Raw genomic sequence first — 24,103 nt, 5'->3', positions numbered from 1 at the left:
GCTACACCGCCGCGATCCCCGGCGCCGACACGTCCGCCCCCTCGTGCGCCGGCGCCGTCGCGGGCCGCACCGGACCCATCCCGCCCCGCGTCTCGCGCAACGCCCGCCGCACCGCCGCCTCGGCCTGGGCGGTGGCCTGCTTGCGGTCCGTGGCGGCGTCGAAGGCGATCGGCGGACCCCAGGCGACGTGGACGTCGATGGGCCCGCGGGTCGCAAACAGACCGAGATGGGGCGCCAGTTCCATGTCGCCGTACCACGCGATCTCGGGACGCTCGGCCCGCGTCACCGGCAGGCCGTTGCGGCGGACATAGCTCAACGCCAGCGGCTGCAGCCGGATGCGGGCGAGCCCCCCGGTCTCGGCGGCGAGCGCCGCGCGGGCGGCCCCGACGAGCGAGGAGCGGAACGGCAGCAGGTGCAGCCCGTCTCCCGTGGTGCCCTCGGCGAACAGCACGATCAGGTCGCCGTTGGCGAGCCGCTCGCCGACGGTGGCGTTGACGGAGGCCGTGGCCGCCCGCTTCGCGCGCTCGATGAACACCGTCCGCTGGAGTCTGGCCAGCGTGCCGATCACCGGCCAGCCCTCGATCTCGGACTTCGCCACGAAGGAGAGCGGGCGCAGCGAGCCGAGCGCGACGATGTCGAGCCAGGACACGTGGTTGGACAACACCAGAGCCGGTTCCCCCGGCGGCGGCGGCGTGCCGCTCTGCGTCACCCGCACCGAGAACAGGCGCAGAAACAGCCGGTGGAACCAGACCGGGAGGCGCGCGGCGAGCCGTCCGCGCCCGAAGCGCAGGCTGAACCATTGGGGGGCAATGAGGAGCACGAAGGCCAGCGCCTGGAGCGCCAGCCGCAGGCCGATGCCGAGCCGGGTCATCGGGCGGAGATCGGGCCGATCACGCGAGCGCCGCGCTCATGGTCAGTGCGGTCGCCCGGCTGCCGTTGGGCAGGGGATAATAGCCCTTGCGCTCGCCGATCTTCACGAAGCCGGCCCGGGTGTAGAGCTTGAGCGCCGGAGCGTTGCCCTCGTCCACCTCGAGATGGACCGTGCGGATGCCGGAAAAGGCCAGCGCATTCATGTGCTCGCGCAGGAGCCGGTGGCTGTGGCCGCCGCCGCGGACGGAAGGGGCGAGCACGATGGTAAGGATCTCGGCCTCGTCCGCCGCCTTGCGGGAGAGCACGAAGCCGATCACCGAGCCGCCACGGCGCAGGGCATGGGCCTCGGTCGAGCGCTCGCACAGCATCCGCTCGAATTCGTGGGCGGCCCAGGGGCGGGCGAAGGCGGTGGCGTGGAGCGCCTCCAGGGCCGGCGCCTGGCCGGCGTCGCGCAAAGGGGCGACGTAGGGCGTCGAGCCCCAGGCGTCCCACCACGCCGACCACCAGTCGAGAGCCCAGAACGGGGAGAGGGGCCGGTTCATGCCCGCGCGATCCTGGCGTGATCCTGCGGCCGGGCATCCGGCCCGCGAAGGTAGAGGGGGCGCGGCAGGGCCTGCGCCGGGTCGGCCACGAGGCCGAGGGAGGCGACCCAGGCGATCTGCGGCGCGCCGGTGGCGGCGACCTCGACGGACAGGCCGGCTTCCGTGGCGGCGGCGGCGAGCACCGCGGCACCCGTGCCGGTCATCAGCGTGCGGCGGCGCCCGAGGAGGGCCACGGCATCGGCCAGCGACACGTGCTGCGGCGGGATCACCACGCCCTCGGCCACGCTCATGGCCTGGAGATAGACGGCGCCGTGGCGCGCATCGATGGCGGCGGCGATCAGTGCCTCGCCGTCGAGGGCCAGTTGCGGCGCCAACAGGGCGGAGAGCGTCGTGACGCCGACGACCGGGATGCCCGCGGCGAGCCCGACGGCGCGTGCCGCCGACAGCCCGACCCGCAGACCGGTATAGCTGCCCGGCCCGACCGTGACGGCCACCCGCGACAGGCTGGCGAAGCCGCCGTCGATCCGCGCCATCACCCGCTCGATCAGCGGCAGCAGCGCCTCGGCATGGCCGCGATCGAGCGGCATCGATTCCTCGGCCAGCAGGTCGTCGCTCGCATCGGTGGCGATGCAGGCGGCGCAGGCGTCGAGCGCCGTATCGATGGCAAGGATCCGCAAACCGTCACACCCGCCGACGGGGGCTTTTGGGACCCTCCGCCGGTTTTTCCATGAAACCTGACCGGAACGCCGGCCGGCGTCCCGTTCGGCTCACTCTAAGCCGAAAAGCCCGGCCTCGTCAGCGCGTCCGGCCGCGGCCTCCCCAGGAAGCCGCGGGGGTGTTGCCGATGCGCCAGCCGGATCAGACCGCCTGAACCTCGCGGACCGAGGGGAGGAAGTGGCGAAACAGGTTCTGGACGCCCTGCCGCAGGGTCGCGGTGGAGGACGGGCAGCCCGAGCAGGCGCCCTTCATCTCCAGATAGACGATGCCGTCGCGAAACCCCCGGAAGGTGATGTCGCCGCCATCGCCCGCCACCGCCGGGCGCACGCGGGTCTCCAGCAGGTCCTTGATGGTGACGACGGTGTCGTGGTCGGCCTCGTCGTAGAACTCGTCCGCCGTGTCGTCCTCCTCCAGCACCGCGCCGGCTTCCAGCACCGGGCGGCCGGACTGGAAGTGGTCCATGATCGCGCCGAGCACGGCGGGCTTCACCTGCGGCCACTCGTTCACGCCCTCGGTCTTCGTCACCGAGATGAAGTCGTGCCCGAAATAGACGCCGGAGACGCCGGGCACCGCGAACAGGGCGGAGGCGAGCGGCGAGCGCTCGGCGCCGGCGGCGTCGCGGGCCTCGAAGGTGCCCTCGGGCAGCACGACGCGGCCGGGCAGGAACTTCAGGGTAGCGGGGTTCGGCGTGGCTTCGGTCTGGATGAACATGGAAAAATCCTCGTGTCCGCTGGCGCCGGTTCAAGGCCGGCCGGGAACGGCAGCGGGCTTTTTGGGAGTGTCCGCTGCCGCTTTCCATGTGGACCGGGGCGCATGGATTCTCAACCGCGCTCCCCGCGTTGATCGCGGGCGATCGCGGTTGCAGGATGGGCTTCCTGCTCCTCTGACGCGATTCGCCATGGATACCGCCTTTGCCGATCCGCAGACCGCGCGCATCGCCGCCTTCCTGTGCGGCATCGGCATCCCGGTCGAGCCCGCCGACCTGCCGGGGCGCTGCTTCGTTCCGGGCATCCGCATCGAGTGCAGGCGCCTGCTCGTGGACGAATCGCGCATGACCTATCCGGGCGACCTCCTGCACGAGGCCGGCCACATCGCGGTGATGACCCCGGCGGTGCGGGCGCGGCGCAGCCTCGACATCAGCCAGAACATGGGCGACGAGATCGCCGCCATCGCGTGGTCCTGGGCGGCGCTGACGCATCTGCGGCTCGACCCCGAGGTGGTGTTTCACGCGGGCGGCTATCGCGGTGCCTCGACGTGGTTCGCCGAGCTGTTCGGCGCCGGCACCGCCCCCGGCCTGCCCCTGCTGCAATGGATGGGGCTGACCTACGACGGGGCGACGGCGGAGGCCCGCGGCGCCTTGCCCTTCCCGCACATGCAGCGCTGGCTGCGCGCGGCGCCGGAGGAGGCCATCGACAACACGGCCGACATCGGTTAGACGGCGGCCCAACTCACAACAGGATGCCGAAATCCTGACGCCCGGCCTTGACCGGTGGGGCGCAACGGCCGGAGTTTACCATGAACGTCATCGAGCAGCTCGAGCGGGAAGAGATCGCCCGTCTCAACAAGACCATCCCGGATTTCGAGCCGGGCGACACCGTGATCGTGAACGTCCGCGTGAAGGAAGGCGAGCGCACCCGCGTCCAGGCCTATGAGGGTGTCTGCATCGCCCGCGCCGGCGGCGGCCTCAACGAGAACTTCACCGTCCGCAAGATCTCCTACGGCGAGGGCGTGGAGCGCGTGTTCCCCGTGCACTCCCCGATGATCGATTCGATCAAGGTGGTCCGTCGCGGCAAGGTCCGTCGCGCCAAGCTTTACTACCTGCGCGACCGCCGCGGTAAGTCCGCCCGTATCGTCGAGCGCAACGACCGCGCCGACAAGGCCGGCAAGGCCGAGAAGAAGGCGCCTGCCGCCGCCGAGTGATTCGATCGGAATACGGCTCCCGCGCCAGCGGGAGCCGTCCGTGACCGAAGAAGCCCGCTCCGAGATGCTCGGGGCGGGCTTCTTCATTTCCGGCACGAGGCAGCGCGCCATCCCACCGTGACGGATATCGGATCCGTCACGGTGGGATGGGCGTCTGTTTTCGCATCATTATTTCCGAGTGCCGGGGCGGCGGGGCCGCCGGCACCGTCACCCCCGCCGGAGCGCCGCCAGCACCTTGCCGCCCGGTCGGCCGGTGGCCGGCATGCCGAGCTGGCGCTCGATGTCCTTGATCGCCTCGCGGGTCTTCGAGCCGACCTTGCCGTCCGGCTCGCCGACATCGTAGCCGCGGGCGATCAGGCGCGATTGCAGGTCGCGGCGCTCGGCCCGCGACAGCGGCGGATCGTCGGTCGGCCAGTCGGCCTGGACGCCGGGGCGCCCGCGCAGGCGGTCGGACAGGACAGCGATGGCCAGCCCGTAGGATTCGGCGGCGTTGTAGGAGTAGATCGCGTCGAAGTTCTTCGTGACGAGGAAGGCCGGGCCGTCGATGCCGGCGGGCGCAATGATGCCGGCGGGGCCCTCGCCGGTCAGCGGGCGTCCGTCGATGCGGGTGACGCCGAGCGAGGCCCAATGGCCGACGGCGTGCTTGTTCTTGCGGCCCGCCGCCCCGACGTTAAAGCCGCGCGGCAGCTTCACCTCGTAGCCCCAGGGTTGGCCGTTCGACCATTTGGCGACCCGCAGGAAGTTGGCGGTCGAGGCCACCGCATCGGCCACCGAATCGACCACATCGCGCCGCCCGTCGCCGTCGCCGTCGACGGCCAGGCGCTGGTAGGTGGTCGGCATGAACTGGGTCTGGCCGAAGGCGCCGGCCCAGGAGCCGGTCAGCCGCGAGGCCTCGATGTCGCCCCGCTCGATGATCTTCAGGGTGGCGATGAGTTCACCGCGAAAGAAGTCGCGGCGGCGGTTGCCCGAGCAGGCGAGCGTGGCCAGCGACTGGACCAGCGGCATCTTGCCGAGGTTCTTGCCGAAATTCGACTCGACGCCCCACACGGCGGCGATGGTGTGGCGATCGACGCCGTAGCGGGCCTCGGCGTTGGCGAGCGCCTGGGCGTGCTGGCGCATCGCCGCGCGCCCGTCCTCGACCCGTTCCTCGTCGACCAGCGCCGACATGTAGTCCCAGATCGGCGTCTTGAACTCGGGCTGCGCCTGGGACAGCTCGATCACCTTGTCGTCGTAAGCGATCCCGCTGGTCGCCGCCCGGAACGTCTGGGCCGAGACGCCGGCTCCCGCCGCCTGCGCCTGGATGCCGGCAAGGCAGGACTGGAAATCGGCCCGCGCCGGAACGGCGGACAGACCTGCGGCGAGGGTGAGGGCGATCAGGCTGGCGCGGGCTGTCGGCGTCGGCATGGTCGGGCGTTCTCCGGGTAACGGATGAATCTTTGGGCGCGATTCAGGCGATACGAGGGTTAACGAAGCGTGACGATGTCTCGTCCCTGACGATCCGGTGACACGCCGGAATTGACGCCAGGACCCATCTGGTCTAGCAGGCCGTCACGAACGGGGCTCCTCAGCGGGGCCCCGCGTCGTTTTCATGCGCACCCGCGAGCGGCAACGTCCGCTCTGTCGCCCTCGAAGGCTCCGGCCGCGATGAGGGAAAGGAGGGCGCGTTCCTCAAAGTCTTGTTCCAGAGGAACAGCGAATGTCCAAACGCGTCCAGGCGAAGCACAAGCTCGATCGCCGCATGGGCCAGAACATCTGGGGCCGCCCGAAGAGCCCCGTGAACCGCCGCGAGTACGGCCCCGGCCAGCACGGCCAGCGCCGCAAGGGCAAGATGAGCGACTTCGGCACGCAGCTGCGCGCCAAGCAGAAGCTCAAGGGCTATTACGGCAACATCACCGAGAAGCAGTTCCGTCGCTATTACGCCGAGGCGATCCGCCTGCGTGGCGACTCGGGCGAGAACCTGATCGGCCTGCTGGAGCGCCGCCTCGACGCGGTGGTGTACCGCTCGAAGTTCGTCGCGACCCCGTTCGCCGCGCGCCAGTTCGTCAACCACGGCCACGTCAAGGTCAACGGTCGCCGGGTCAACATCCCGAGCTACCAGGTCAAGGTCGGCGACCTGATCGAGGTGAAGGAAGCCTCCCGCCAGCTCGAGATCGTCGTCGTGGCCTCGCAGCTCTCCGAGCGCGACGTGCCGGACTACATCGAGGTCGATCATCAGAAGATGACCGCCCGCGTGACCCGCATCCCCGGCCTGTCCGAGGTGCCCTACCCGGTCCAGATGGAACCGAACCTCGTGGTCGAGTTCTACTCGCGCTAATTCGCTCCGGGCCTCGTCCGGATACGGAAAGGGCCGCCCCTCGGGGCGGCCCTTTCTCGTTGGGGCTGTGGTGACCTCTCAGCCGACGAGGCGCCTCAGGAAACCGCCGCGCCCGTGCCGATACGACCGGCCGCTAAGCCGCCGGAGGGCCTCCTCGGCGGGCACCAGGGTATGGGCGGCGTACATCCGGGCGATGCCGTCGGCGTCGTTCGGCATCTCCGAAAACGCGCGGACGATCGCGTCGTAGTTCTTCTTGAGCACCTTCGACGACGGATCGAGCCCGGTGATCACCACGAGGCCGGTGGGGGCGGCATCGACCAGCATGACGGTCAGGTCGGGCCGGTACTTGGCCAGGATCGGCACCACCTTCCAGACATCGCCGGTCCACCAGTTTGCGTAAGGGGTGCCCTGGCTGCGCGCTTGCGCCCGCATCGGATCGCGCTCGGCCATCGGCGCGGCGAGGGGCAGGCAATCGTGCAGGCAGAGGATCGAATCGCGCCGGCTGATCGCCTCGGTGTTCATCACGTCGCGCAGCAGGAACTCGAACAGGTGCATGCCGTCGAGGAACGCGAGGTCGATGCGACCGCCGAGATCGCGGCGCAGGCGCAGATGCCGGAAGAACACGTCGCTCATCACCTGATAGAGCGACACACGTGTCTTGTTGGCCGCGATGTTGGCCGTGAGCGTGAATTCCGGGTCCACTCCGATGCCGTGGCGGCAGGCGACCTGCGCGAACACGGCGCCGCGGGCGACGCCGATCTCGAGGTAGCGCTCCACCGCCGCATTCCGCGACAGGCGGGCGAGGAATTGCTCGTAATGCAGGCCCTTATGCGGGCCGAACAGCGTCTGGTCGGTCGCGTCCATGGGGCCGGGCTCAGAAGCGCTTGGCGATCAGGGCATCGGATTGCGGAGCGGGCTCGGCCTCGGCGAGCGCCCTGCGCAACAGCTCCACCGCCGCGGCCGGATCGTTCCCCACGATGTAGTTGAGGTCGAGGCCCTCGCGGATGAAGCCGAGGCCGCGCATGTGGTCGAGCAGGGTGATGAGCGGATCCCAGAAGCCGTTCACCGACAGGAGCAGGATCGGCTTGGCGTGCTGGCCGAGCTGCGCCCAGGTCATCTGCTCCACCAACTCCTCCAGCGTGCCGATGCCGCCGGGCAGCGCGACGAAGGCGTCGGCGCGGTCGAACATCAGCTTCTTGCGGGTGTGCATGTCGGAGACCACGATGGTCTCCTGAATCGCGTCGAGCATGCGCTCGCGCGACTTCAGGAAGTCCGGGATGATGCCGGTGACATGGCCGCCGGCATCCAGCGCCGCCTGCGCCACGGTGCCCATGAGGCCGACATTGCCGCCGCCATAGACGAGTCGGATGCCCGCGTGGCCGAGAGCGGCGCCGAGCGTCCGGGCGGCCTCGGTGAAGGCGGGATCGCCGCCGAAGCCAGAGCCGCAATAGACGCAGACCGAGGTGAGACGCTGCATCAGACCCCTCCCGGCCGGCGCGCGGCCCGGTCATGCCCACGGAAAAGTGCTGAGTAACCACGCGAATCCGGCCGGCGCGCGGGTTCGAGCTTTGGCGTTCTTCTCATGTTCGATAAGGTGTCACGGCATGTGGACGGGTCGTCGACGGCGGTGCGGGCGGTGCTGCGACGGGCGCAGGCCCTCGGCCAACCCGCGACGCTGCGGATGAGCGGGAGTCTGTGATCCATGAGGGCTGAGGTGCGGCGAGGCATCGTGCTCGCGGTTGCGGGCCTGCTCGGCGGCTTCGCCATGGTCGTCGCGCTGTTCGGAACGGGAGAACTCCTCAAGCGCAACGCGACGGGCGGCTCCTCCGAGCCTCCGGCGGAGGCGCCCGCGGGATCGGACAAGGCTGCTCCTCTTGCCGCTCTCACGCCGCCGCCGCAAGGAAAAACCCCCGGTGCCGGCCCGGATGCCGCCCGGCCGCAGGAGGCCGCTCCGACGGATGCGGACGGTGCTCCGACCTTCGACATCGTCCGCGTCGAGCCGGACGGTGCGAGCGTCGTCGCCGGGCGCACCGTGCCGAACGCGAAGGTCGAACTGCTGCGCGACGGCAAGGCCTTCGCCAGCGTCACCGCCGACGCGGCGGGCCAGTTCGCCCTGACGCCGCCGGACCTGCCCACCGGATCGAGCGAGATCGCCCTGCGGGCCGTCGCCCCGGACGGCAAGCCCCTCCCCGGCCGCGAGAGCGTCACCGTCGTCGTCTCGGAAAAGCGCGGCACCAAGCCGCTGATCGCCCTCTCCGCCCCCGACGCGCCGACGCGGGTGCTGTCCCAGCCCGACGCGCCGGAGGCCGGCACGGGCCGCCCCGCCACCGCCTTCGCGGAATCGTCCGGCAAGGCTGCACCCGGCCCGTCCTCCGACGGGACCAAGGCGGCCGACCGGAAGGCGCCGGTCCGCGGCGAGGGGGACGCGGCGGACGCGGCTGCGCCGATTCGAGAGGCGGCGCGACCGTCGGCGAACCAGGATCAGCCGGCCTCCGGCGCGGCCGAGTCGGCGCCGCGGATCGTCAGCATCGACGCCCAGGACGGCGGGCGCCTCGACGTGACGGCGCAGGCCCCCGCCGACAGCACCCTGCGGCTTTACCTCAACGACACCCTGGTGGCCTCCGGGCGCACCGGGGCGGACGGGCGGATCGCCTTCACCATCGGCCGCGGCGTGCGGCCGGGCAGTTATCAGGTCCGTGTCGATTCGGTCGATCCGGCGGGTGGCAAGGTGCGCCGCCGCGCCGAAGTCGCCTTCACCTATCCGGAGAGCACAGCGCGGGTCGCGGCTGCCGAGAAGCCCGCCGCGGAAGCACCCGCCCCCCGGAAGAACGGCGAGGGCAAACGCACCGAGAGCAAGCCTGCGGATCGCAAGCCGGCGGCCGAAGTCGCCACGCCTTCGGCGAAGGCGCCGACCGACGCAGCCAACGAGCCGAAGACAGGGCCGAGCGCCGCCAAGCCGGACGTGAAGCCCGCGAGCCCGAAGACGTCCGAGACGCAGGCCGGCGCATCGCCGATGGATCAAACGCCACCTCAGGCCAAGCGGCCCGACCCGCGCCCGGCCGAGACCGATGCGGGTCGGACGGCCCCGAGCGCGTCCGCCCCCGCCAAGGCTTCGCCCATGCCCGAGACCCGGACCGCACCGAGCCTCGCGGGCGATCCGGCCATCGCTCCGCCGCCCGCCGCGCCCTCCCCCGGCACGGTGGCGCCCGGCACGCCCTCCGTCGCGGCCGGCACCGGCATCGGCACGCCGAACCCGGCCGCCGACGGCGCCGCCGCGGCGGCACTCGCGCCCAAGCTGCCGGAGGCCGGGCGGACGGCGGAGGCGCCGGGCCAAAGGGCCGGCACCGTGTTCGTGCCCGAGATCAGCACGGCGCGCATCACCCGCGGCGACAGCCTGTGGCAGATCAGCCGGCGGACCTACGGCAAGGGCAACCGCTACACGGTCATCTACGACGCCAACCAGGACCAGATCCGCGATCCCGACCTGATCTATCCCGGCCAGATCTTCGTCCTGCCGAAGGACGCTCCCGCCGCTGCGGACAACCCGGCGCCCAAGAAGACGTAGGATTCCGGCGCAGGGAGGATGCGGCGCCGCGCCGGATGCACGCGGGCGCGGCCCGGCCTATATGCAGGCAACGGACGGCCTCGAGCGCCCGTCGCGCCCAGGCCGTCCTCCCCGCATCCGCATCCCGATCGCATCATGGCAACCGCATCCGAGCCGGCGGCGCCGAGCGCGCCCGTGCCGCTCGACCGACCCGGCCTCATCGCCACCTACCGGCGCCTGTGGCCCTATCTCTGGCCCCACGGGCGGGGCGACCTGCAACGCCGCATCTTCCTCGCCTTCGGCCTGCTGATGCTGGCCAAGGCCGCCACGATGGTGATGCCCTTCACCTTCAAGTGGGCGACCGACGCGCTGGTGGCGGCCACCGAAAAGAGCGCGCCCGCCTCCGTGCCTGCGGGGCTGATCTCGGCGCCGTTCCTGCTCATCGGCCTCTACGGCTTGTCGCGGGTCGCCATGGCGGCGATGACGCAGGTGCGCGACGGGCTGTTCGCCAAGGTGGCGATGCATGCCGTGCGCCGCCTCGCGCTGCTCACCTTCGAGCACATGCACCGCCTCTCCTTGCGCTTCCATCTCGAGCGCAAGACCGGCGGCCTCACCCGCGTGCTGGAGCGGGGGCGCAACGGCATCGAGGAATTGTCGCGCCTGATGGTGCTGACGCTGGTGCCGACCATCGTCGAACTCGCTCTGGTGCTCGGCATCCTGGCCTACGAGTTCGACTGGCTCTACTCGGCCGTCGTGGCGACGATGATCGCCGCCTATCTCGGCTTCACCTGGAAGGCGACCGAGTGGCGCATCGGCATCCGCCGCCGGATGAACAACTCCGACACCGACGCCACCACGAAGGCGGTCGATTCGCTGCTGAACTACGAGACGGTGAAGTATTTCGGCGCCGAGAGCCGCGAGACCGCCCGCTACGACGCCTCGATGGAGAAGTACGAAAAGGCCTCGACGCAGACCTACGTCTCGCTCGCGGTGCTGAACGCCGGACAGGCGGTGATCTTCACCCTTGGCATGACGGCGGTGATGGCCTTGGCGGCGCGCGACATCATGGCCGGACGCACCACGATCGGCGGATTCGTGCTCGTCAACACGATGCTGGTGCAGCTGTCGATGCCGCTCAACTTCATGGGCATGATCTACCGCGAGATCAAACAGGCGCTGGTCGACATCGACGACATGTTCCGCATCATCGACCGCAACCCCGAGATCGCCGACCGCCCCGGCGCCCCGGTGCTCGCGGTCCCGGCCGGGACCGTGCGGTTCGAGGACGTGCGCTTCGCCTACAATCCGGAGCGGCCGATCCTGCGTGGCGTCTCGTTCGAAGTGCCGGCGGGGCGCACGGTGGCCATCGTCGGCCCCTCGGGAGCGGGCAAGTCGACGCTGTCGCGGCTGTTGTTCCGCTTCTACGAGCCGCAAGCCGGGCGCATCACCATCGACGGGCAGGATATCGCCGCCGTCCGCCAGGATTCCCTGCGGGCGGCCATCGGCATGGTCCCGCAGGACACGGTGCTGTTCAACGACACCATCGGATACAACATCCGCTACGGCCGCTGGGACGCGAGCGAGGCGGAGGTGCGCGAGGCCGCCCGCCTCGCCCAGATCGACCGCTTCATCGAGAGCCTGCCCGAGGGCTACGAGACCCCGGTGGGCGAGCGCGGCCTGAAGCTGTCGGGCGGCGAGAAGCAGCGCGTTGCCATCGCCCGCACCATCCTCAAGAGCCCGCCGATCCTCGTCCTCGACGAGGCGACCTCGGCGCTCGATTCCTTCACCGAGCGCGAGATCCAGGCCGCCCTCGACCGCGTAAGCCGGGATCGCACGACCCTCGTCATCGCCCATCGTCTCTCGACCGTGGTCAATGCCGACGAGATCCTAGTGCTGGATCAGGGCCGGATCGTCGAGCGCGGCGACCATCCGACCCTTCTGACGCAGGGCGGCGTCTACGCGGCCCTGTGGGACCGCCAGCGGCAGGCGGATGCCGCACGCGAGGCACTGAAGCAGGCCGAGGACGAGAAGTCGCTCAGAGCGCATTCCGCTCCGGAACCGCAGCCGGTCGGATGATCCCGGCCTCGGGGTCACGTGATCGTGATCCCACGGCCTTCCGGGGATGGACCGGCGTCACCAATCGTCAACCGAATCGCCTCAAGCTTCACAGTGAGGACGCGCCGCATCGGCGCCGAACCGGACCGCCCCGATCGATGCCTGACGCTCCGAGGATCCGAGGGATTTCCGAAGCATACGACCCCGCCGAGATCGAACGCCTTCGCCTTCAGCTGCGCATCCAGTCCGCCATCATCGCCGCGCAGCGGGACGCCTTGCAGAACGAGGCCCTCGCCGACCGGGCGATGCGGGGAGCCCAGATGGGTCTCTGGGAATGCAGCCTCCCCGACGAGCGTGTCCGCTGGACGCAAGGCGTCTACGACCTGTTCGGCCTGTCTCCGGAAGCCCCACTCGTCCGACAGGCGACTTTGGAACAGTACACGCCGGATTCGCGCCGGACGCTCACGCTCCTGCGCGACCAGGCGCTGGCGAACGGAACCGGGTTCAAGCTCGACGCCGAGATCCGCTTGCCCGACGGTCGGCACCGCTGGCTGCGCCTGACCGCGACGGTCGATCGCCGCGAAGGCATTCCGATACGGCTATTCGGCCTCAAGCAGGACGTGACCGACGAGATCCTGCTGCTGGAGCGCACCCGTCAACTCGCCGAGACCGACGCACTGACGGGGCTCGCCAACCGCGCCCGCTTCGATGCGCGCCTGCGCGTGCCGGTCGGCACGCTGCTCCTGATCGACCTCGACGGTTTCAAGGCGATCAACGACGCCTATGGGCATCCGGCGGGCGATGCCTGCCTGCGCGAGGCCGGAAGCCGGCTGATGCGGACCTGCCGCCGGGGCGCCCTCGTGGCGCGTCTCGGCGGCGACGAATTCGCCGTCGTCCTCGACGAGAGCCTGCGCCCCGATGCCGCCGCTGCCCTGGCGCAGCGGATCGTCGAGGCTCTGGGTCGGCCGGTCGATCACGAGGGCCGGCGCTACCGCCTCGGCGCCTCGGTCGGCGTCGCCCTCTCGGGATCGGAGGCGGGCGACCTGTTCGCGCGGGCCGACACCGCCCTCTACGCCGCCAAGGCGGCAGGGCGGCGCACCTTCCGCCTGTTCGATCCGGCGGCCTGCCCTCCGGGCCGGGCGGCGGGCTGGTTGACGTAGGCCCGCCCCCCTGCCATCCGGCGGGTCGCATTCGCCCCGCCGGAGCCCTATCGGAGCCCATGACCGACCTCATCGAGACGATCCGCCGGACGCTCGTGCCGATCCACAAGGAGGGGTACCCCTTCATCCTGATCGGCATCGTCCTCACCGTCGGCGCCGGCCTGTTCTCGCAGTTCTTCGCCTGGGTGTTCCTGATCCTGACGCTGTGGGTCTGCTACTTCTTCCGCGATCCCGAGCGCGTCGTGCCGGTCGGCGACGGCCTCGTGGTCTCCCCCGCCGACGGGCGGGTGAACCTCATCTCCACCGTGCTGCCCCCGCCCGAGCTCGACCTGTCGCACGAGCCGATGCTGCGGATCTCGGTGTTCATGAACGTGTTCGACTGCCACGTGAACCGCGTGCCGGTCACCGGCAAGATCGGCCAGATCCACTACACGCCCGGGCTCTTTCTCAACGCCGAGCTCGACAAGGCGAGCGACGACAACGAGCGCAACGGCCTCGTGATGGAGACGACCCATCGCGGTCAGCCCCTGCGCATCGGCGTCGTGCAGATCGCCGGCCTCGTGGCGCGCCGCATCGTCGGCTTCGTGTCGGCGGGCGAGACCAAGCAGGTCGGCGAGCGCTTCGGCCTGATCCGCTTCGGCTCGCGGGTCGATGTCTACCTGCCCGTGGGCACGCGCATCCTCGTCGGCCTCGGCCAGAAGGCGGTGGCGGGCGAGACGGTGCTGGCCGATCTCGGGGGTGGCCCGGAGCGCAGCTTCCGCCGTATCTGAGCGGCGCCCGCGCCATCACAGCCGAGTCAGAGGCGACATGGACGATCTCTTCCCGCCCTTCGCGCCCGATCCGAACGACCGCCCGCGGCGCTTCCGCCCGGTGCCGTTCCGGATCATCGCGCCGAACATGATCACGCTCCTGGCGCTCTGCCTCGGGCTCACCGCGATCCGGCTCGCCTTCGAGGGCCGGTTCGAGCCCGCGGTGCTGGCCGTGGTGGTCGCCGCCGGCCTCGACGGGATCGACGGGCGGGTGGCGCGCCTCCTCAAGGGCACCTCGCGCTTCGGGGCGGAACTCGACTCGCTGGCCGACTTCGTGAATTTCGGCTGCGCCCCGGCGCTGATCCTCTACAGCTTCACCCTGCACAACCTGAAGCAGGTCGGCTGGATCGTGGCGCTGGTCTTCGCCATCGCGATGTGCCTGCGGCTCGCCCGCTTCAACGCGATGCTCGACGACCCCAACCGCCCCGAGTGGAAGAAGGACTACTTCGTCGGCATGCCCGCGCCCGCGGGCGCGCTGACCGGCATGCTGCCGCTCTACCTGCACTTCCTCGACGTGCCGTTCCCCCAGTGGAGCACGGTGCTGATCCTGATCTACGAGCTCGCCATCGCGCTCCTCGTGGTCTCCACCGTGCCGACCTTCTCCGGCAAGACCTGGGGGAAGCGCGTCTCGCGCGACCTCGTCCTGCCGATCTTCCTCGTGGTGGTGGTGGCCTTCGGCCTCGTGATCTCGTTCCCGTTCGAGACGCTGGCCGCGGTCAGCCTCGGCTATCTCTGCCTCATCCCCTTCGGGGCCGGGCAGTACCGCAAGCGCCTGAAGAAGGAGGGCGAGGAGCCGACGCCGTCCGAGACGGCGCCGTAGGGACGAGGACGGCTCACCCCGCCACCGTCCAGGTGGTGGTGCCGTCCTTGTTGTCCTTGACGCTGACGCCCATCGCGGCGAGCGCGTCGCGCACCCGGTCGGAAGCCGCCCAGTCCTTGGCGGCGCGGGCCGCCTTGCGCTCGGCGATCAGCGCCTCGACTTGTCCGACATCGACGCCCGCCGCGCTCACCCGCGCGGCCTCGCGCTGCGCCTTGGTCTCTCCGAGAAACCCCATCAGCCCGGCTGCCGCCTTGAGCGCGGCGGCATCCGCACCCGCGAGCCGGTGCAGCTCGCCGAGGGCCGCGGGGGTGTTGAGATCGTCGCTCAGGGCTTCGACCACCTTTTCCGGCACGGTCTGCGCGGGCGCGGCCTCGCCCGCGGCCTCGTACCAGCGCTCCAGCATCCGGCCGGATTCCTCCAGCCCCCGGAGCGTCCAGTCGATCGGCTGGCGGTAATGGGTCTTGAGCATGTTCAGGCGCACGACCTCGCCCGGCCAATCGGCCAGCACCTGCCCGATGGTGATGAAGTTGCCGAGCGACTTCGACATCTTCTCCCCCTCGACCTGCAGGAAGCCGTTGTGGAGCCAGACATTGGCCATCACGTCGGTGCCGAAGCAGCAGCGCGATTGCGCCACCTCGTTCTCGTGGTGGGGGAAGATCAGGTCGATGCCGCCGGCATGGATGTCGAAGGTCTGGCCCAAGTGCTTCCACGACATCGCCGAGCACTCGATGTGCCAGCCGGGGCGCCCGGCCGAGTCGATTCCGCAGGGGGACGGCCAGGACGGCTCGCCCGGCTTCGAGGGCTTCCACAGCACGAAATCGAGGGGCGAGCGCTTGTAGGGCGCGACCTCGACGCGGGCGCCGGCCTCCATCTCGTCGAGCGGGCGCTTCGACAGCGCGCCGTAATCCGCCATGGAGGGCACGTCGAACAGCACGTGGCCTTCCGCGACGTAGGCGTGACCGGCGGTGAGCAACCCTTCGATCAGCCGATGCATCTCGGCGATGTGGTCGGTCGCCCGTGGCTCGACGAAGCGGGGGCGCTCGCCCGCCACGTTCACGTCCTCGGCCATCAGCACGCCGAGCGCGCGGATGTCCTTGTGGAACTGCGCCAGCGTGCCGTCGGTGAGTTCGCGGATGGTGATGCCGCGCTCGAGGGCCCGCGCGTTGATCTTGTCGTCCACGTCCGTGACGTTGCGGGCGTAGGTGACGTGGCCCGGCCCGTAGAGATGGCGCAGCAGCCGAAACAGCAGGTCGAAGACGATGATCGGCCGAGCGTTGCCGATATGAGCCGCGTCGTAGACCGTCGGTCCGCAGGCATACATCCGCACATGCGCCGGATCGATCGGCTGGAAGGCCGTCTTCTCGCGGGTCAGCGTGTTGTAGAGCCGCAACATCGGGGTCATCGAAGAGGTCCCGCCGGAACCGTCCGGCCTTCGCGACGGCAACGTGCCGTCCTCGGTTTCTCGTTGCGCCGCAGCGTGTTCGGCGGTTCCGCCGGGAGCGCCGCCACATTGCCGCCGGAGCCGCGCCGGTTCGCTGTTGCAACGCCGCGACGGTCGCCGGTCCGGGCATGAGCTAACCCAGAACCGTGAGGAATTCGAGAACGGCGCTGCCCAGGGCCGCGGATCAGCCGACCGTGATCCCGGGCGCAAGGATTTGTTTACCGAGCCGTCCGAACACTCCGCAACCGAGCGAATCCGTTAACAAGGTCCCCACCATGCGCCGTCCGGTCGCCGCCTTCCTCGCCCTCGCCCTGGTCACGGCCGCGCCTCAGGCCATCGCCGGCGAACCGGCCCCGGCGCGCACGCATGTCGAGAAGACGTTCCTCATCCCGGCCGAAGAGGGCTACGGCGTCGGCGAGTGCCTCAGCGGCGGCCCGAGCGAGTGCGGACAGGTGGTCGCCAACGCGTGGTGCGAGTCGCAGGGCTATGCCAGCGCGGTCAATTACGGCGTCGCCGCACAGGACGAGTATACCGGCGCGATCCCCGCCACCCCGATCCCGGCGCCGGCCGCCCGCCCGCTGCGCATCACCTGCCAGGACTGATTTTTTTGCTCTTCCACCTGCCGTCATTCCGGGTTCGCCCCGGAATGACGGCGGTGATGGATCGGAAGGCGCCTACTTCACGAAGTCCGCGCACTTCTGCGGCGCTTCCGTGCCCCACGGGGCCAGCGGTACGCTGGAGGTCGAGTTCTTGGGCGAACCCTGCACCACCTTATCCGAATAGACCATGTAGATCAGCGTATTGCGCTTGGCGTCGCAACCGCGCACGATCTGCATTGACTTGAAGATCAGCGAGCGCCGCTCGCTGAACACCACGTCGCCCTGCTTCACCTTGTCCTTGAACTGCACCGGCCCGGTCTGGCGGCAGGAGAGCGAGATATCGGAGACGTCCTCGGCGAGGCCGAGCGTGCCCTTGATGCCGCCCTTCTCGGGCTGGGTGTACCAGCAGGCGATACCCGATACGTCGGGATCGTCGATCCCGTAGACCACGAGCTTGTCGTTCGGGGTGAGCGGGCGCCACACGGTCGACTTGTCGAAGATCCGGTCCGGATCCTCCGCCGCCCCGGCCGCACCCGGAACGAGCGCGGCGGCGAGGCAGGCCGCCGCCGTCACGGCGCGCACGCTTCCCATGGTGCCCCTGAGCCACATCATCGACGCAATCCCCTCAAAGCCTGGCCGTAAACACATGGTGTCCCTGTCCCCCGGCGGCGAGGGGCGTTAACACAGGTGTGAGGCGTTTCGCCGTCGCGCACCGGCCTTCACCGTCTCCCGCGACCTCCTGCCCGAGATCCCAGCATCCGCCCCATGCCGCTGATCGGACCGCAGCTTCGCCGTGCCTTCGCCGCCCTCGCCGCGGCCGCAGGCCTCGTCCTCGCTCAAGGAGGTGCCGCCTCCGCCGGCGATGTCTGGGCCTGCCAGCGCTACAAGACCGAGCTCGCCAACCTGAACGCCAGCGCCTCCACGGCCGCGGCGCTCCAGAGCGAGGTGACGCGGCTGGAGGCCTATTATCGCAGCCTCAATTGCGAGGGCGGCCGGTTCCTGTTCTTCGACACCCGGCCGCCGCAATGCGGCGCGGTCGAGGCCCGCATCCGCTCGCTCAACGCCACCTATGGCGGCGGCGACGGCGAGGTGGTGGCCGCCCGCCGCCGCCAGCTCGTGGCTGCGGTGTCGAGCGCCTGCTCCGGCGTGATGCCCGAGACCGGCCAGGAGGCGCGCCTCAACGGCGGCCAGACCGCGCGGGGCGGCCCCCAGGTGATCTGCGTCAAGACCTGCGACGGCTCGTACTTCCCCATGGCCAACCTGCCGGACGGGCGCGAGGGCGCCGACGAAATGTGTCAGGCGCTCTGCCCCGGCACCGAGTCACTCGCCTATTCGATGCCGCACGGCGACGATGCGCTCAAATACGCCGCGACGCTCAAGGGCAGCCGCGCCTACACGGCGACGCCGACGGCGTTCAAGTTCCGCACGAGCTTCGTGCCGAACTGCTCCTGCAAGAAGGAGGGGCAGAGCTGGGCGCAGTCGCTCGCCAAGGCCGAGAGCATGCTGGTGCGGCACAAGGGCGACATCTTCGTCACGCCGCTGACCGCCGAGCGGCTGTCGCGGGCGCCGAAGGTGCGCCTCACCCTGGTCGGTCGCGCCGACAAGACCGCGGCCTCGCTCGCCGCCGACGCCGCCAACCGCGAGGGCGTCGCCACGACGCCGCCGGACGCCGCCGTGGCGGAGGCCACCGGCTCGACGGGTGAGACCCGCAGCAGCGCGATCCGCGTGATCGTCCCGGGCTTGGTGCCGGTTCCGGCCGCGCCGTGAGAATGGTTCCGGCCGGTTCGATTCGGTAAGACGCGCCGGATCGAAGTTGAGAACCCGCCTCGATTGGAAATTTGACGTCTCGTGATCGGGAACCATATCGGCCCGACAATGTTCGGAACCGCCGATCGCGTTACACGAGGCCGTCCTACATGCGGATCACCCGCTCCCTGCTCCTGACCGGTACGATTCTGCCGGCTCTTCTCCTGTCAGACCTATCCTTCGCCCGCTCGCTCGGCGAGTCCGCCAACGGGCGGATCGAGCTGGCGCAGCGCGATCCCGAGGGGCCGGGCGGTCCCGGTGGCGGCCGCGGTGGGCCGGGCGGCCCCGGCGGTCCCGGGGGCATGGAGCGTGGTGGACCGGGCGGGCCCGGCGGCGGTCGCGGCGGACCGGAGCGGGGCGGCCCCGAACGTGGCGCCCCCCCCGGCGGCATGGAGCGAGGCGGCCCCGGTGGGCCGGGCGGCGGTCGCGAGCGACCGGATCGTCCCGAGCGGCCTGACCGTCCCGAGCGGCCTGCGCCCGCCGAGCGCGCGGCCCCGCCGGCCGCCCGCGAGCGGCCGGACCGTCCCGAAAGGCCGGATCGCCCTGAGCGTCCGGATCGTCCCGCGCGTCCCGACCGCGACGCGCCGGATCGCCCCGACCGTCCGACCCCGCCGGCCGCCCGCGACCGCGCGCCGACGCCGGACCGCGACGCTCCGCCGGCCCGTCCGGGCCGCGACGCCACCCCGGATCGTCCCGACAAGCCGACCCCGCCCGCCCGCGGCGGCCGCGATGCCGATCGCCCCGATGCCCCCGGTCGCCCGGACAATCCGGCGCGCCCCGGCCGCGACGCGACGCCGGACCGCCCCGGCCCCGCCGGTCGCGATGCCCCCGGCAAGGATGCCCCCGGCAAGCCCGACCAGCCCCCGGCCCGCGGCGGACGCGATGCCGACCGTCCCGACGCGCCCGGCCGCCCGGATCGCGACGGCCCGAACCGCCCCGGCCGCGACACGCCGGCCAAACCCGATGCGGCCAAGCCCGACCGTGACGGCGACGGCAAGCCCGACCGTGACGGTCCCGCCCGCGGGGGCCGCGATGCCGATACGCCGCCGAACCAGCGCCCCGGCGTCCCCGGCCGTCCGGTCCAGCCGCCCGGCACGCCGCCCAACGCCGACCAGCCCGGCCGTCCGGGTCAGCCCGGCGCGAACCCGGCGACGCCGCCGAACCAGCAACCGGGCGTGCCCGGCCGCCCCGTGGCGCCCAACCAGCAGCCCGGCGTCCCCGGTCGTCCTGTGCAGCCGCCCGGCACCCCGCCGAACGCGCAGCAGCCGGGTCAGCCCGGTGTCGGCACGCCGCCGCCCGGCGCCCCCGGTGCGCTCCAGCCCGGCCAGCCGGGCTATCAGCCGAACGGCCTCGACGGCGACCGCCGCGACGGACGCGACCGTGACGACCGCTTCGGTCGGGACGGACGTGACCGGGACGACCGCTATGGCCGCGACGGCCGTGACCGGGACGACCGCTACGGCAGGGACGACCGGCGCGACGACCGCTACGGTGGCGGCGGTGGCCGTGACCGGTTCAATGTGCCCGGCACGCCGGCCTACATCCCCGGCGGCTTCCGCGACGACGACTATCGGATCCGCGACTACGACACGATCCGGCGCGACCGCCGCGAATACGACGTGGATGGCCGCACCTATTACCGCGAGCCGGGCCGCATCATCGTGCGCGACCGCGACGGCTACTTCATCCGCCACGACGAGAACGAGCGCTTCCGCACGATCTACGGTGACCGCGGCTATCGCAGCGAGCGTCGCGGCGGCGAGATCTACAGCTACGTCGACAGCCCGCTCGGCGGCCAGATCGTCACCGTGGTGGACGATGACGGGCGCCTGCTGCGTCGCTCCCGCCGCTACAGCGACGGGCGCGAGGTGTTCCTCATCAACAATGCCTATGGCGGCGCCCCGAGGCCGATCTACGAGGATGTCGTCGATCTGCCGCCGCCGGACATCCGCATTCCGCGTGATCGCTACATCGTCGATTACGAGCGGGCCGACGAGCGCACGGTCTATCAGGCGCTGTCCGCCCCGCCGGTGGTGCCGGTGGATCGCCGCTACACCCTGGATCAGGTGCGCTACTCGCCGCAGCTGCGCGCTCGGATGCCGTCCGTCGACATCAACACGATCACGTTCGACACCGGCTCGTTCACCGTGACGCCCGATCAGGCCCAGCGCCTCTCGACCATCGCGGCGGCGATCAACCAGGCGGTCAAGGCCAATCCGCAGGAGGTGTTCCTGATCGAGGGTTACACCGACGCGGTCGGCGCGGAGGTCGACAACCTGTCGCTCTCCGACCGTCGCGCTCAGTCGGTCGCCGCGGTGCTGACGCAGAACTTCCAGGTACCGCCGGAGAACCTGACCACGCAGGGCTACGGCGAGCAGTACCTGAAGGTGAATACGCAGGAGGCCAACCGCGAGAACCGCCGCGTCACGGTCCGCCGCATCACCCCGCTGCTCCAGCAGCAGGCGGACCAGCAGCAGCAATCGGCGCCCCCGCAGTAGCGGAACGCCCTGCCTTGACCCTCCCCCCTCTGCGGGGGAGGGTGCCTGCGGGGCAGGCGGGAGAGGGGAGCGACGCTTCCGGCGAATTCACCTTCGACGGCGGCCGAGCGGCATCCGCTCTCCCCTCTCCCGACCCCCTTCGGGGGCCCACCCGCCCCCGCGGAGGGGGGAGGGTTTTTTGCGTTGAGGATTCGGCACCATGGATGACGCCAGCGACCGGTTGATCGAAGCCGGCACGCCGGCCTTTCGCCGGGCCACGCTGGCCTTGTTCGCCGCCGGCTTTTCCACCTTCGCCGTCCTCTACGGGGTGCAGCCCCTCCTCCCCGTCTTCGCCGACAACTTTTCCGTCTCGCCCGCCGAGAGCAGCCTCGCCCTGTCGCTGCCCTGCGCAACGCTCGCCATCGCGCTCCTCGTCGTCAGCCCGCTCTCGGAGGTCTTCGGTCGCAAGCCGGTGATGACGGCCTCGCTCTTCGCCTCGGCGCTCCTCACCATCGCCGCGGTGCTGATGCCCGACTGGCACGGCTTCCTGGCCTTACGCGCGCTCACGGGGCTCGCCGCCAGCGGCCTGCCCGCGGTGGCGATGGCCTACTTGAGCGAGGAGATGCACGGACGCGCCATCGGCCTGTCGATGGGGCTCTTGATCGGCGGCAACGCGCTGGGCGGCATGGTCGGGCGGCTGCTCGCCGGAATCATCGCCGACCATGCGTCCTGGCGCTGGGGGCTTGGCACCATCGGGGTTCTGGCGCTGTTTGCGGCCGTCGCCTTCCAGTTCGGCCTGCCGGCCTCCCAAAGATTCCAGGCGCACCGGATGCGCTGGCGCGAGGTGCCGGGCACCTTCACCCACCATTTCTCGGATGCCGGTCTGCCGTGGCTATTCGTGACGCCGTTCCTGCTGATGGGCGGGTTCGTCTGCGTCTACAATTATATCGGCTTCCGCCTGCTCGATCCGCCCTACTCACTGAGCCAGACGGCGATCGGCCTGATCTTCGTGGTCTACCTCGCCGGCACCGCCAGTTCGGCGCTCACCGGCCATGTCGCGAGCCTGCTCGGGCGGCGCAAGGTGTTGTGGCTCGCCATCCTGCTCGGGCTCGCCGGCATTGCCCTGACCCTGGCCGAGAACCTGATTCTCATCATCCTCGGCATCGTCGTCGTCACGGTGAGTTTTTTTGGCGCCCACTCCGTGGCGTCGAGCTGGGTCGGGCGGCGCGCGTCGCGCGACCGGGCCCAGGCTTCGGCGATCTATCTCTGCCTATATTATCTTGGCTCGTCCCTGCTCGGCACGGCCGGGGGCTGGTTCTTCCTGCATTACGGCTGGGGCGGTGTGGCCGGCTTTTTTGCGAGTCTCTACGTCGCTGCCCTGCTGGTCGCCCTTCGCTTGACCCGCCTGCCGCCGCTGCCGCTGAGTTGAGGCCGCCATGAGCGCATCCGACACTCACGAATCCCAGGTCGATCGCCAGTTCGGCGCCCGAGCCGCCGACTACGTCGCCAGCGCCGTCCACGCGGCGGGCGCCGACCTCGACGCGCTCGCCGCCCTCTGCCGCGACGTGCCCCACGCCCGCGTGCTCGATCTCGGCTGCGGCGGCGGCCATGTCAGCTATGCGGTCGCCCCGCATGTCCGCGCGGTGACCGCCCTCGACCTGTCGCAGGCGATGCTCGACGCGGTTGCAGCGGAGGCCGCCCGGCGCGGCCTGACCAACCTCGACACGCGCCGCGCCGCGGTCGAGGCCCTCCCCTTCCCCGACGCCGCCTTCGACCGGGTGCTCACCCGCTACAGCGCCCACCACTGGGCCGACGTGCCGACGGCGCTGCGCGAAGCCCACCGCGTGCTCAAACCCGGCGGCCGCCTCGGCCTCGTCGATGTCATCCACCCCGGCCCGCCCCTGCTCGACACCCACCTTCAGGCCTGGGAACTCCTGCGCGACCCCTCCCATGTCCGCGACTACGGCGAGGCGGAGTGGCGTGCGATGCTGACGGAGGCTGGTTTCGTACCGGGGGCGGTGCAGCGGTGGCGGGTGCGGATGGAGTTTGCAAGCTGGGTCGCGCGGATGGGGACGCCGGCGGCGAGTGTCGTGGTGATCCGGGCGTTGCAGGAAGGGGCGCCGGAGGCAGTGCGGGAGCATTTTGGGGTTGAGGCCGATGGGAGTTTTTTTGTGGATGTAATTATGGTCGAATCGGAGGTTGGATAGAGTGACATGAGGCGCTTGTCTCGGCACTTCCGCACGCGACTTTTGCACTAGCTAAGCCTATGACATACTGACATTTTAATGCTGTGCAAAATTCTTGATGTCTGCACGTAAGTGGGCCATTGCATGCTCGACACTTATCTGACAGTAATAAGAGAGCATTATTTTTCTATGAATGATGACAATGGCATACACATTAGTAGAGCATCGTCATCGTTTTGCGGCGTGGGCTGCGGGACGTGCATCTGTAGCCAAAGGGCACCGCTTTACAGTAGAAGATGGGAGAAGGCTGCTCGAAATTACAGATATTCCAGAATACGCAGCTGATATGGGAAATACCCCAAGCGAGCCTGACGAATTTGATTCTCTTCACAGAAAATGGCGTAAAGATATTATTGAAGAGGCCAAGCTTAAACTCGTAGGCGGTAGGGAGAATTGTGTCACGCACGGCGTTGCAGCCAAGCTTATCAATGTCTACTTAAAAGCGGCCCTCGTAATCGTTGCGCCTACCCTAGAGGGATGTGCGAGGGCGAAGAATGTGCATCCGCCCGTAGATAAGCTTTTATTGATGTCACTTGCCAATCACACTAAGCCTGCCTCATCGAACAGAAAGCGTTCCGCAAATCGCTGGCGTAAATATGCATCTATTGGCTGGTCGAATTTCGACAGCGAAAAATACGAAGAAGTGATATCGGAAATTAGAAATTTTTCTAATGGAAAACCTCTTTGGTCTATCGAAGAGCATTGGATCGGATTTCAGGGGATGTTACCCGATCCGGAAAGTGAGTAGACATTCAGTTCCATAATGCGCGCTTATGCGCGTAA

At 69.9% G+C, this 24,103-nt stretch carries 23 protein-coding genes; 14 read left to right on the top strand and 9 right to left on the bottom strand.

Annotated features, from left to right (window positions below):
* Position 1: 1 nt before the first annotated feature.
* From BM140_RS19130 to BM140_RS19115, 4 genes are all read right to left on the bottom strand, one after another.
* Positions 2-871, bottom strand: a complete 870-nt coding sequence (locus BM140_RS19130) for a lysophospholipid acyltransferase family protein (RefSeq protein WP_091950048.1) — start codon at positions 869-871, stop codon at positions 2-4.
* 19 nt (positions 872-890) lie between these two features.
* Entirely contained in the window at positions 891-1,412 is a 522-nt protein-coding gene (locus BM140_RS19125; RefSeq protein WP_091950046.1) for a GNAT family N-acetyltransferase, read from the bottom strand.
* Positions 1,409-2,089 carry a tRNA (adenosine(37)-N6)-threonylcarbamoyltransferase complex dimerization subunit type 1 TsaB gene (gene tsaB, locus BM140_RS19120; RefSeq protein ID WP_091950044.1) on the bottom strand — a complete coding sequence of 227 codons (681 nt, stop codon included), beginning with the start codon at positions 2,087-2,089 and terminating at the stop codon, positions 1,409-1,411. Before tsaB ends, BM140_RS19125 begins: the two co-directional genes overlap by 4 nt.
* Before the next feature lie 181 nt (positions 2,090-2,270).
* Complete coding sequence (locus BM140_RS19115) at positions 2,271-2,840, bottom strand: NifU family protein (RefSeq protein ID WP_091950042.1); 570 nt, start codon at positions 2,838-2,840, stop codon at positions 2,271-2,273.
* A gap of 187 nt (positions 2,841-3,027) precedes the next feature.
* Between BM140_RS19115 and BM140_RS19110 the strand changes: the two genes are divergently transcribed.
* Both BM140_RS19110 and rplS read left to right on the top strand, forming a co-directional pair.
* Positions 3,028-3,564, top strand: coding sequence for a hypothetical protein (locus tag BM140_RS19110; RefSeq protein ID WP_091950040.1), 537 nt, complete (start codon positions 3,028-3,030; stop codon positions 3,562-3,564).
* An 80-nt stretch (positions 3,565-3,644) separates the two neighbouring features.
* Positions 3,645-4,049 carry a 50S ribosomal protein L19 gene (gene rplS / locus BM140_RS19105; RefSeq protein WP_091950037.1) on the top strand — a complete coding sequence of 135 codons (405 nt, stop codon included), beginning with the start codon at positions 3,645-3,647 and terminating at the stop codon, positions 4,047-4,049.
* Positions 4,050-4,256: 207 nt separating this feature from the next.
* On the opposite strand, the gene BM140_RS19100 is transcribed toward rplS, so the two are convergent.
* Positions 4,257-5,453 (bottom strand): lytic murein transglycosylase, encoded by a 1,197-nt coding sequence (locus BM140_RS19100; RefSeq protein ID WP_091950035.1) that lies wholly within the window; start codon positions 5,451-5,453, stop codon positions 4,257-4,259.
* Between the two features lie 292 nt (positions 5,454-5,745).
* Between BM140_RS19100 and rpsD the strand changes: the two genes are divergently transcribed.
* The gene (gene rpsD / locus BM140_RS19095) at positions 5,746-6,363 is read left to right on the top strand and encodes a 30S ribosomal protein S4 (protein ID WP_091950033.1); all 618 of its coding nucleotides are present in this window, start codon (positions 5,746-5,748) and stop codon (positions 6,361-6,363) included.
* A 78-nt stretch (positions 6,364-6,441) separates the two neighbouring features.
* Here the strand turns inward: rpsD and BM140_RS19090 are convergent, their stop codons facing one another.
* Positions 6,442-7,227 (bottom strand): class I SAM-dependent methyltransferase, encoded by a 786-nt coding sequence (locus BM140_RS19090; protein ID WP_091950030.1) that lies wholly within the window; start codon positions 7,225-7,227, stop codon positions 6,442-6,444.
* Between the two features lie 10 nt (positions 7,228-7,237).
* Positions 7,238-7,840: an LOG family protein gene (locus BM140_RS19085; RefSeq protein ID WP_091950028.1), complete on the bottom strand. Its 603-nt coding sequence runs from the start codon at positions 7,838-7,840 to the stop codon at positions 7,238-7,240.
* Positions 7,841-8,077: 237 nt separating this feature from the next.
* Here BM140_RS19085 and BM140_RS19080 point away from each other — a divergent pair, with 237 nt between their 5' ends.
* The 5 genes from BM140_RS19080 (at position 8,078) to BM140_RS19060 (ending at position 14,751) form a co-directional block, all read left to right on the top strand.
* Positions 8,078-9,928: a LysM peptidoglycan-binding domain-containing protein gene (locus BM140_RS19080; RefSeq protein WP_244535509.1), complete on the top strand. Its 1,851-nt coding sequence runs from the start codon at positions 8,078-8,080 to the stop codon at positions 9,926-9,928.
* Positions 9,929-10,063: 135 nt separating this feature from the next.
* Positions 10,064-11,983 (top strand): ABCB family ABC transporter ATP-binding protein/permease, encoded by a 1,920-nt coding sequence (locus tag BM140_RS19075; RefSeq protein WP_091950024.1) that lies wholly within the window; start codon positions 10,064-10,066, stop codon positions 11,981-11,983.
* Positions 11,984-12,120: 137 nt separating this feature from the next.
* Positions 12,121-13,122 carry a sensor domain-containing diguanylate cyclase gene (locus tag BM140_RS19070; RefSeq protein WP_091950022.1) on the top strand — a complete coding sequence of 334 codons (1,002 nt, stop codon included), beginning with the start codon at positions 12,121-12,123 and terminating at the stop codon, positions 13,120-13,122.
* A gap of 59 nt (positions 13,123-13,181) precedes the next feature.
* A complete protein-coding gene (locus BM140_RS19065) occupies positions 13,182-13,892 on the top strand; it encodes a phosphatidylserine decarboxylase (protein ID WP_091950020.1) in 711 nt (236 codons plus the stop codon).
* 37 nt (positions 13,893-13,929) lie between these two features.
* Positions 13,930-14,751 carry a CDP-alcohol phosphatidyltransferase family protein gene (locus BM140_RS19060; RefSeq protein WP_091950018.1) on the top strand — a complete coding sequence of 274 codons (822 nt, stop codon included), beginning with the start codon at positions 13,930-13,932 and terminating at the stop codon, positions 14,749-14,751.
* Between the two features lie 13 nt (positions 14,752-14,764).
* Here BM140_RS19060 and cysS read toward each other — a convergent pair whose 3' ends face one another.
* Positions 14,765-16,153 carry a cysteine--tRNA ligase gene (cysS, locus tag BM140_RS19055; RefSeq protein ID WP_091950016.1) on the bottom strand — a complete coding sequence of 463 codons (1,389 nt, stop codon included), beginning with the start codon at positions 16,151-16,153 and terminating at the stop codon, positions 14,765-14,767.
* 314 nt (positions 16,154-16,467) lie between these two features.
* On the opposite strand from cysS, the gene BM140_RS19050 reads away from it, so the two are divergent.
* Positions 16,468-16,794: a hypothetical protein gene (locus BM140_RS19050; RefSeq protein ID WP_091950014.1), complete on the top strand. Its 327-nt coding sequence runs from the start codon at positions 16,468-16,470 to the stop codon at positions 16,792-16,794.
* A 72-nt stretch (positions 16,795-16,866) separates the two neighbouring features.
* Here the strand turns inward: BM140_RS19050 and BM140_RS19045 are convergent, their stop codons facing one another.
* Positions 16,867-17,403 carry a CreA family protein gene (locus BM140_RS19045; RefSeq protein WP_091950012.1) on the bottom strand — a complete coding sequence of 179 codons (537 nt, stop codon included), beginning with the start codon at positions 17,401-17,403 and terminating at the stop codon, positions 16,867-16,869.
* A 153-nt stretch (positions 17,404-17,556) separates the two neighbouring features.
* Here BM140_RS19045 and BM140_RS19040 point away from each other — a divergent pair, with 153 nt between their 5' ends.
* The 5 genes from BM140_RS19040 (at position 17,557) to BM140_RS25525 (ending at position 24,068) form a co-directional block, all read left to right on the top strand.
* Entirely contained in the window at positions 17,557-18,558 is a 1,002-nt protein-coding gene (locus BM140_RS19040; RefSeq protein ID WP_091950010.1) for a DUF2865 domain-containing protein, read from the top strand.
* Positions 18,559-18,707: 149 nt separating this feature from the next.
* Positions 18,708-21,095 carry an OmpA family protein gene (locus tag BM140_RS19035; RefSeq protein WP_091950008.1) on the top strand — a complete coding sequence of 796 codons (2,388 nt, stop codon included), beginning with the start codon at positions 18,708-18,710 and terminating at the stop codon, positions 21,093-21,095.
* 199 nt (positions 21,096-21,294) lie between these two features.
* The gene (locus BM140_RS19030; protein ID WP_091950006.1) at positions 21,295-22,503 is read left to right on the top strand and encodes an MFS transporter; all 1,209 of its coding nucleotides are present in this window, start codon (positions 21,295-21,297) and stop codon (positions 22,501-22,503) included.
* Between the two features lie 7 nt (positions 22,504-22,510).
* Positions 22,511-23,281, top strand: a complete 771-nt coding sequence (locus tag BM140_RS19025; RefSeq protein ID WP_091950004.1) for a class I SAM-dependent methyltransferase — start codon at positions 22,511-22,513, stop codon at positions 23,279-23,281.
* Positions 23,282-23,462: 181 nt separating this feature from the next.
* The gene (locus tag BM140_RS25525) at positions 23,463-24,068 is read left to right on the top strand and encodes a hypothetical protein (RefSeq protein WP_131803895.1); all 606 of its coding nucleotides are present in this window, start codon (positions 23,463-23,465) and stop codon (positions 24,066-24,068) included.
* The last annotated feature ends 35 nt before the right edge of the window (positions 24,069-24,103 follow it).

The sequence above is a fragment of the Methylorubrum salsuginis genome (assembly GCF_900114375.1).
GTDB lineage: Bacteria > Pseudomonadota > Alphaproteobacteria > Rhizobiales > Beijerinckiaceae > Methylobacterium > Methylobacterium salsuginis.
This window is presented reverse-complemented; position numbering and strand designations above follow the sequence as displayed.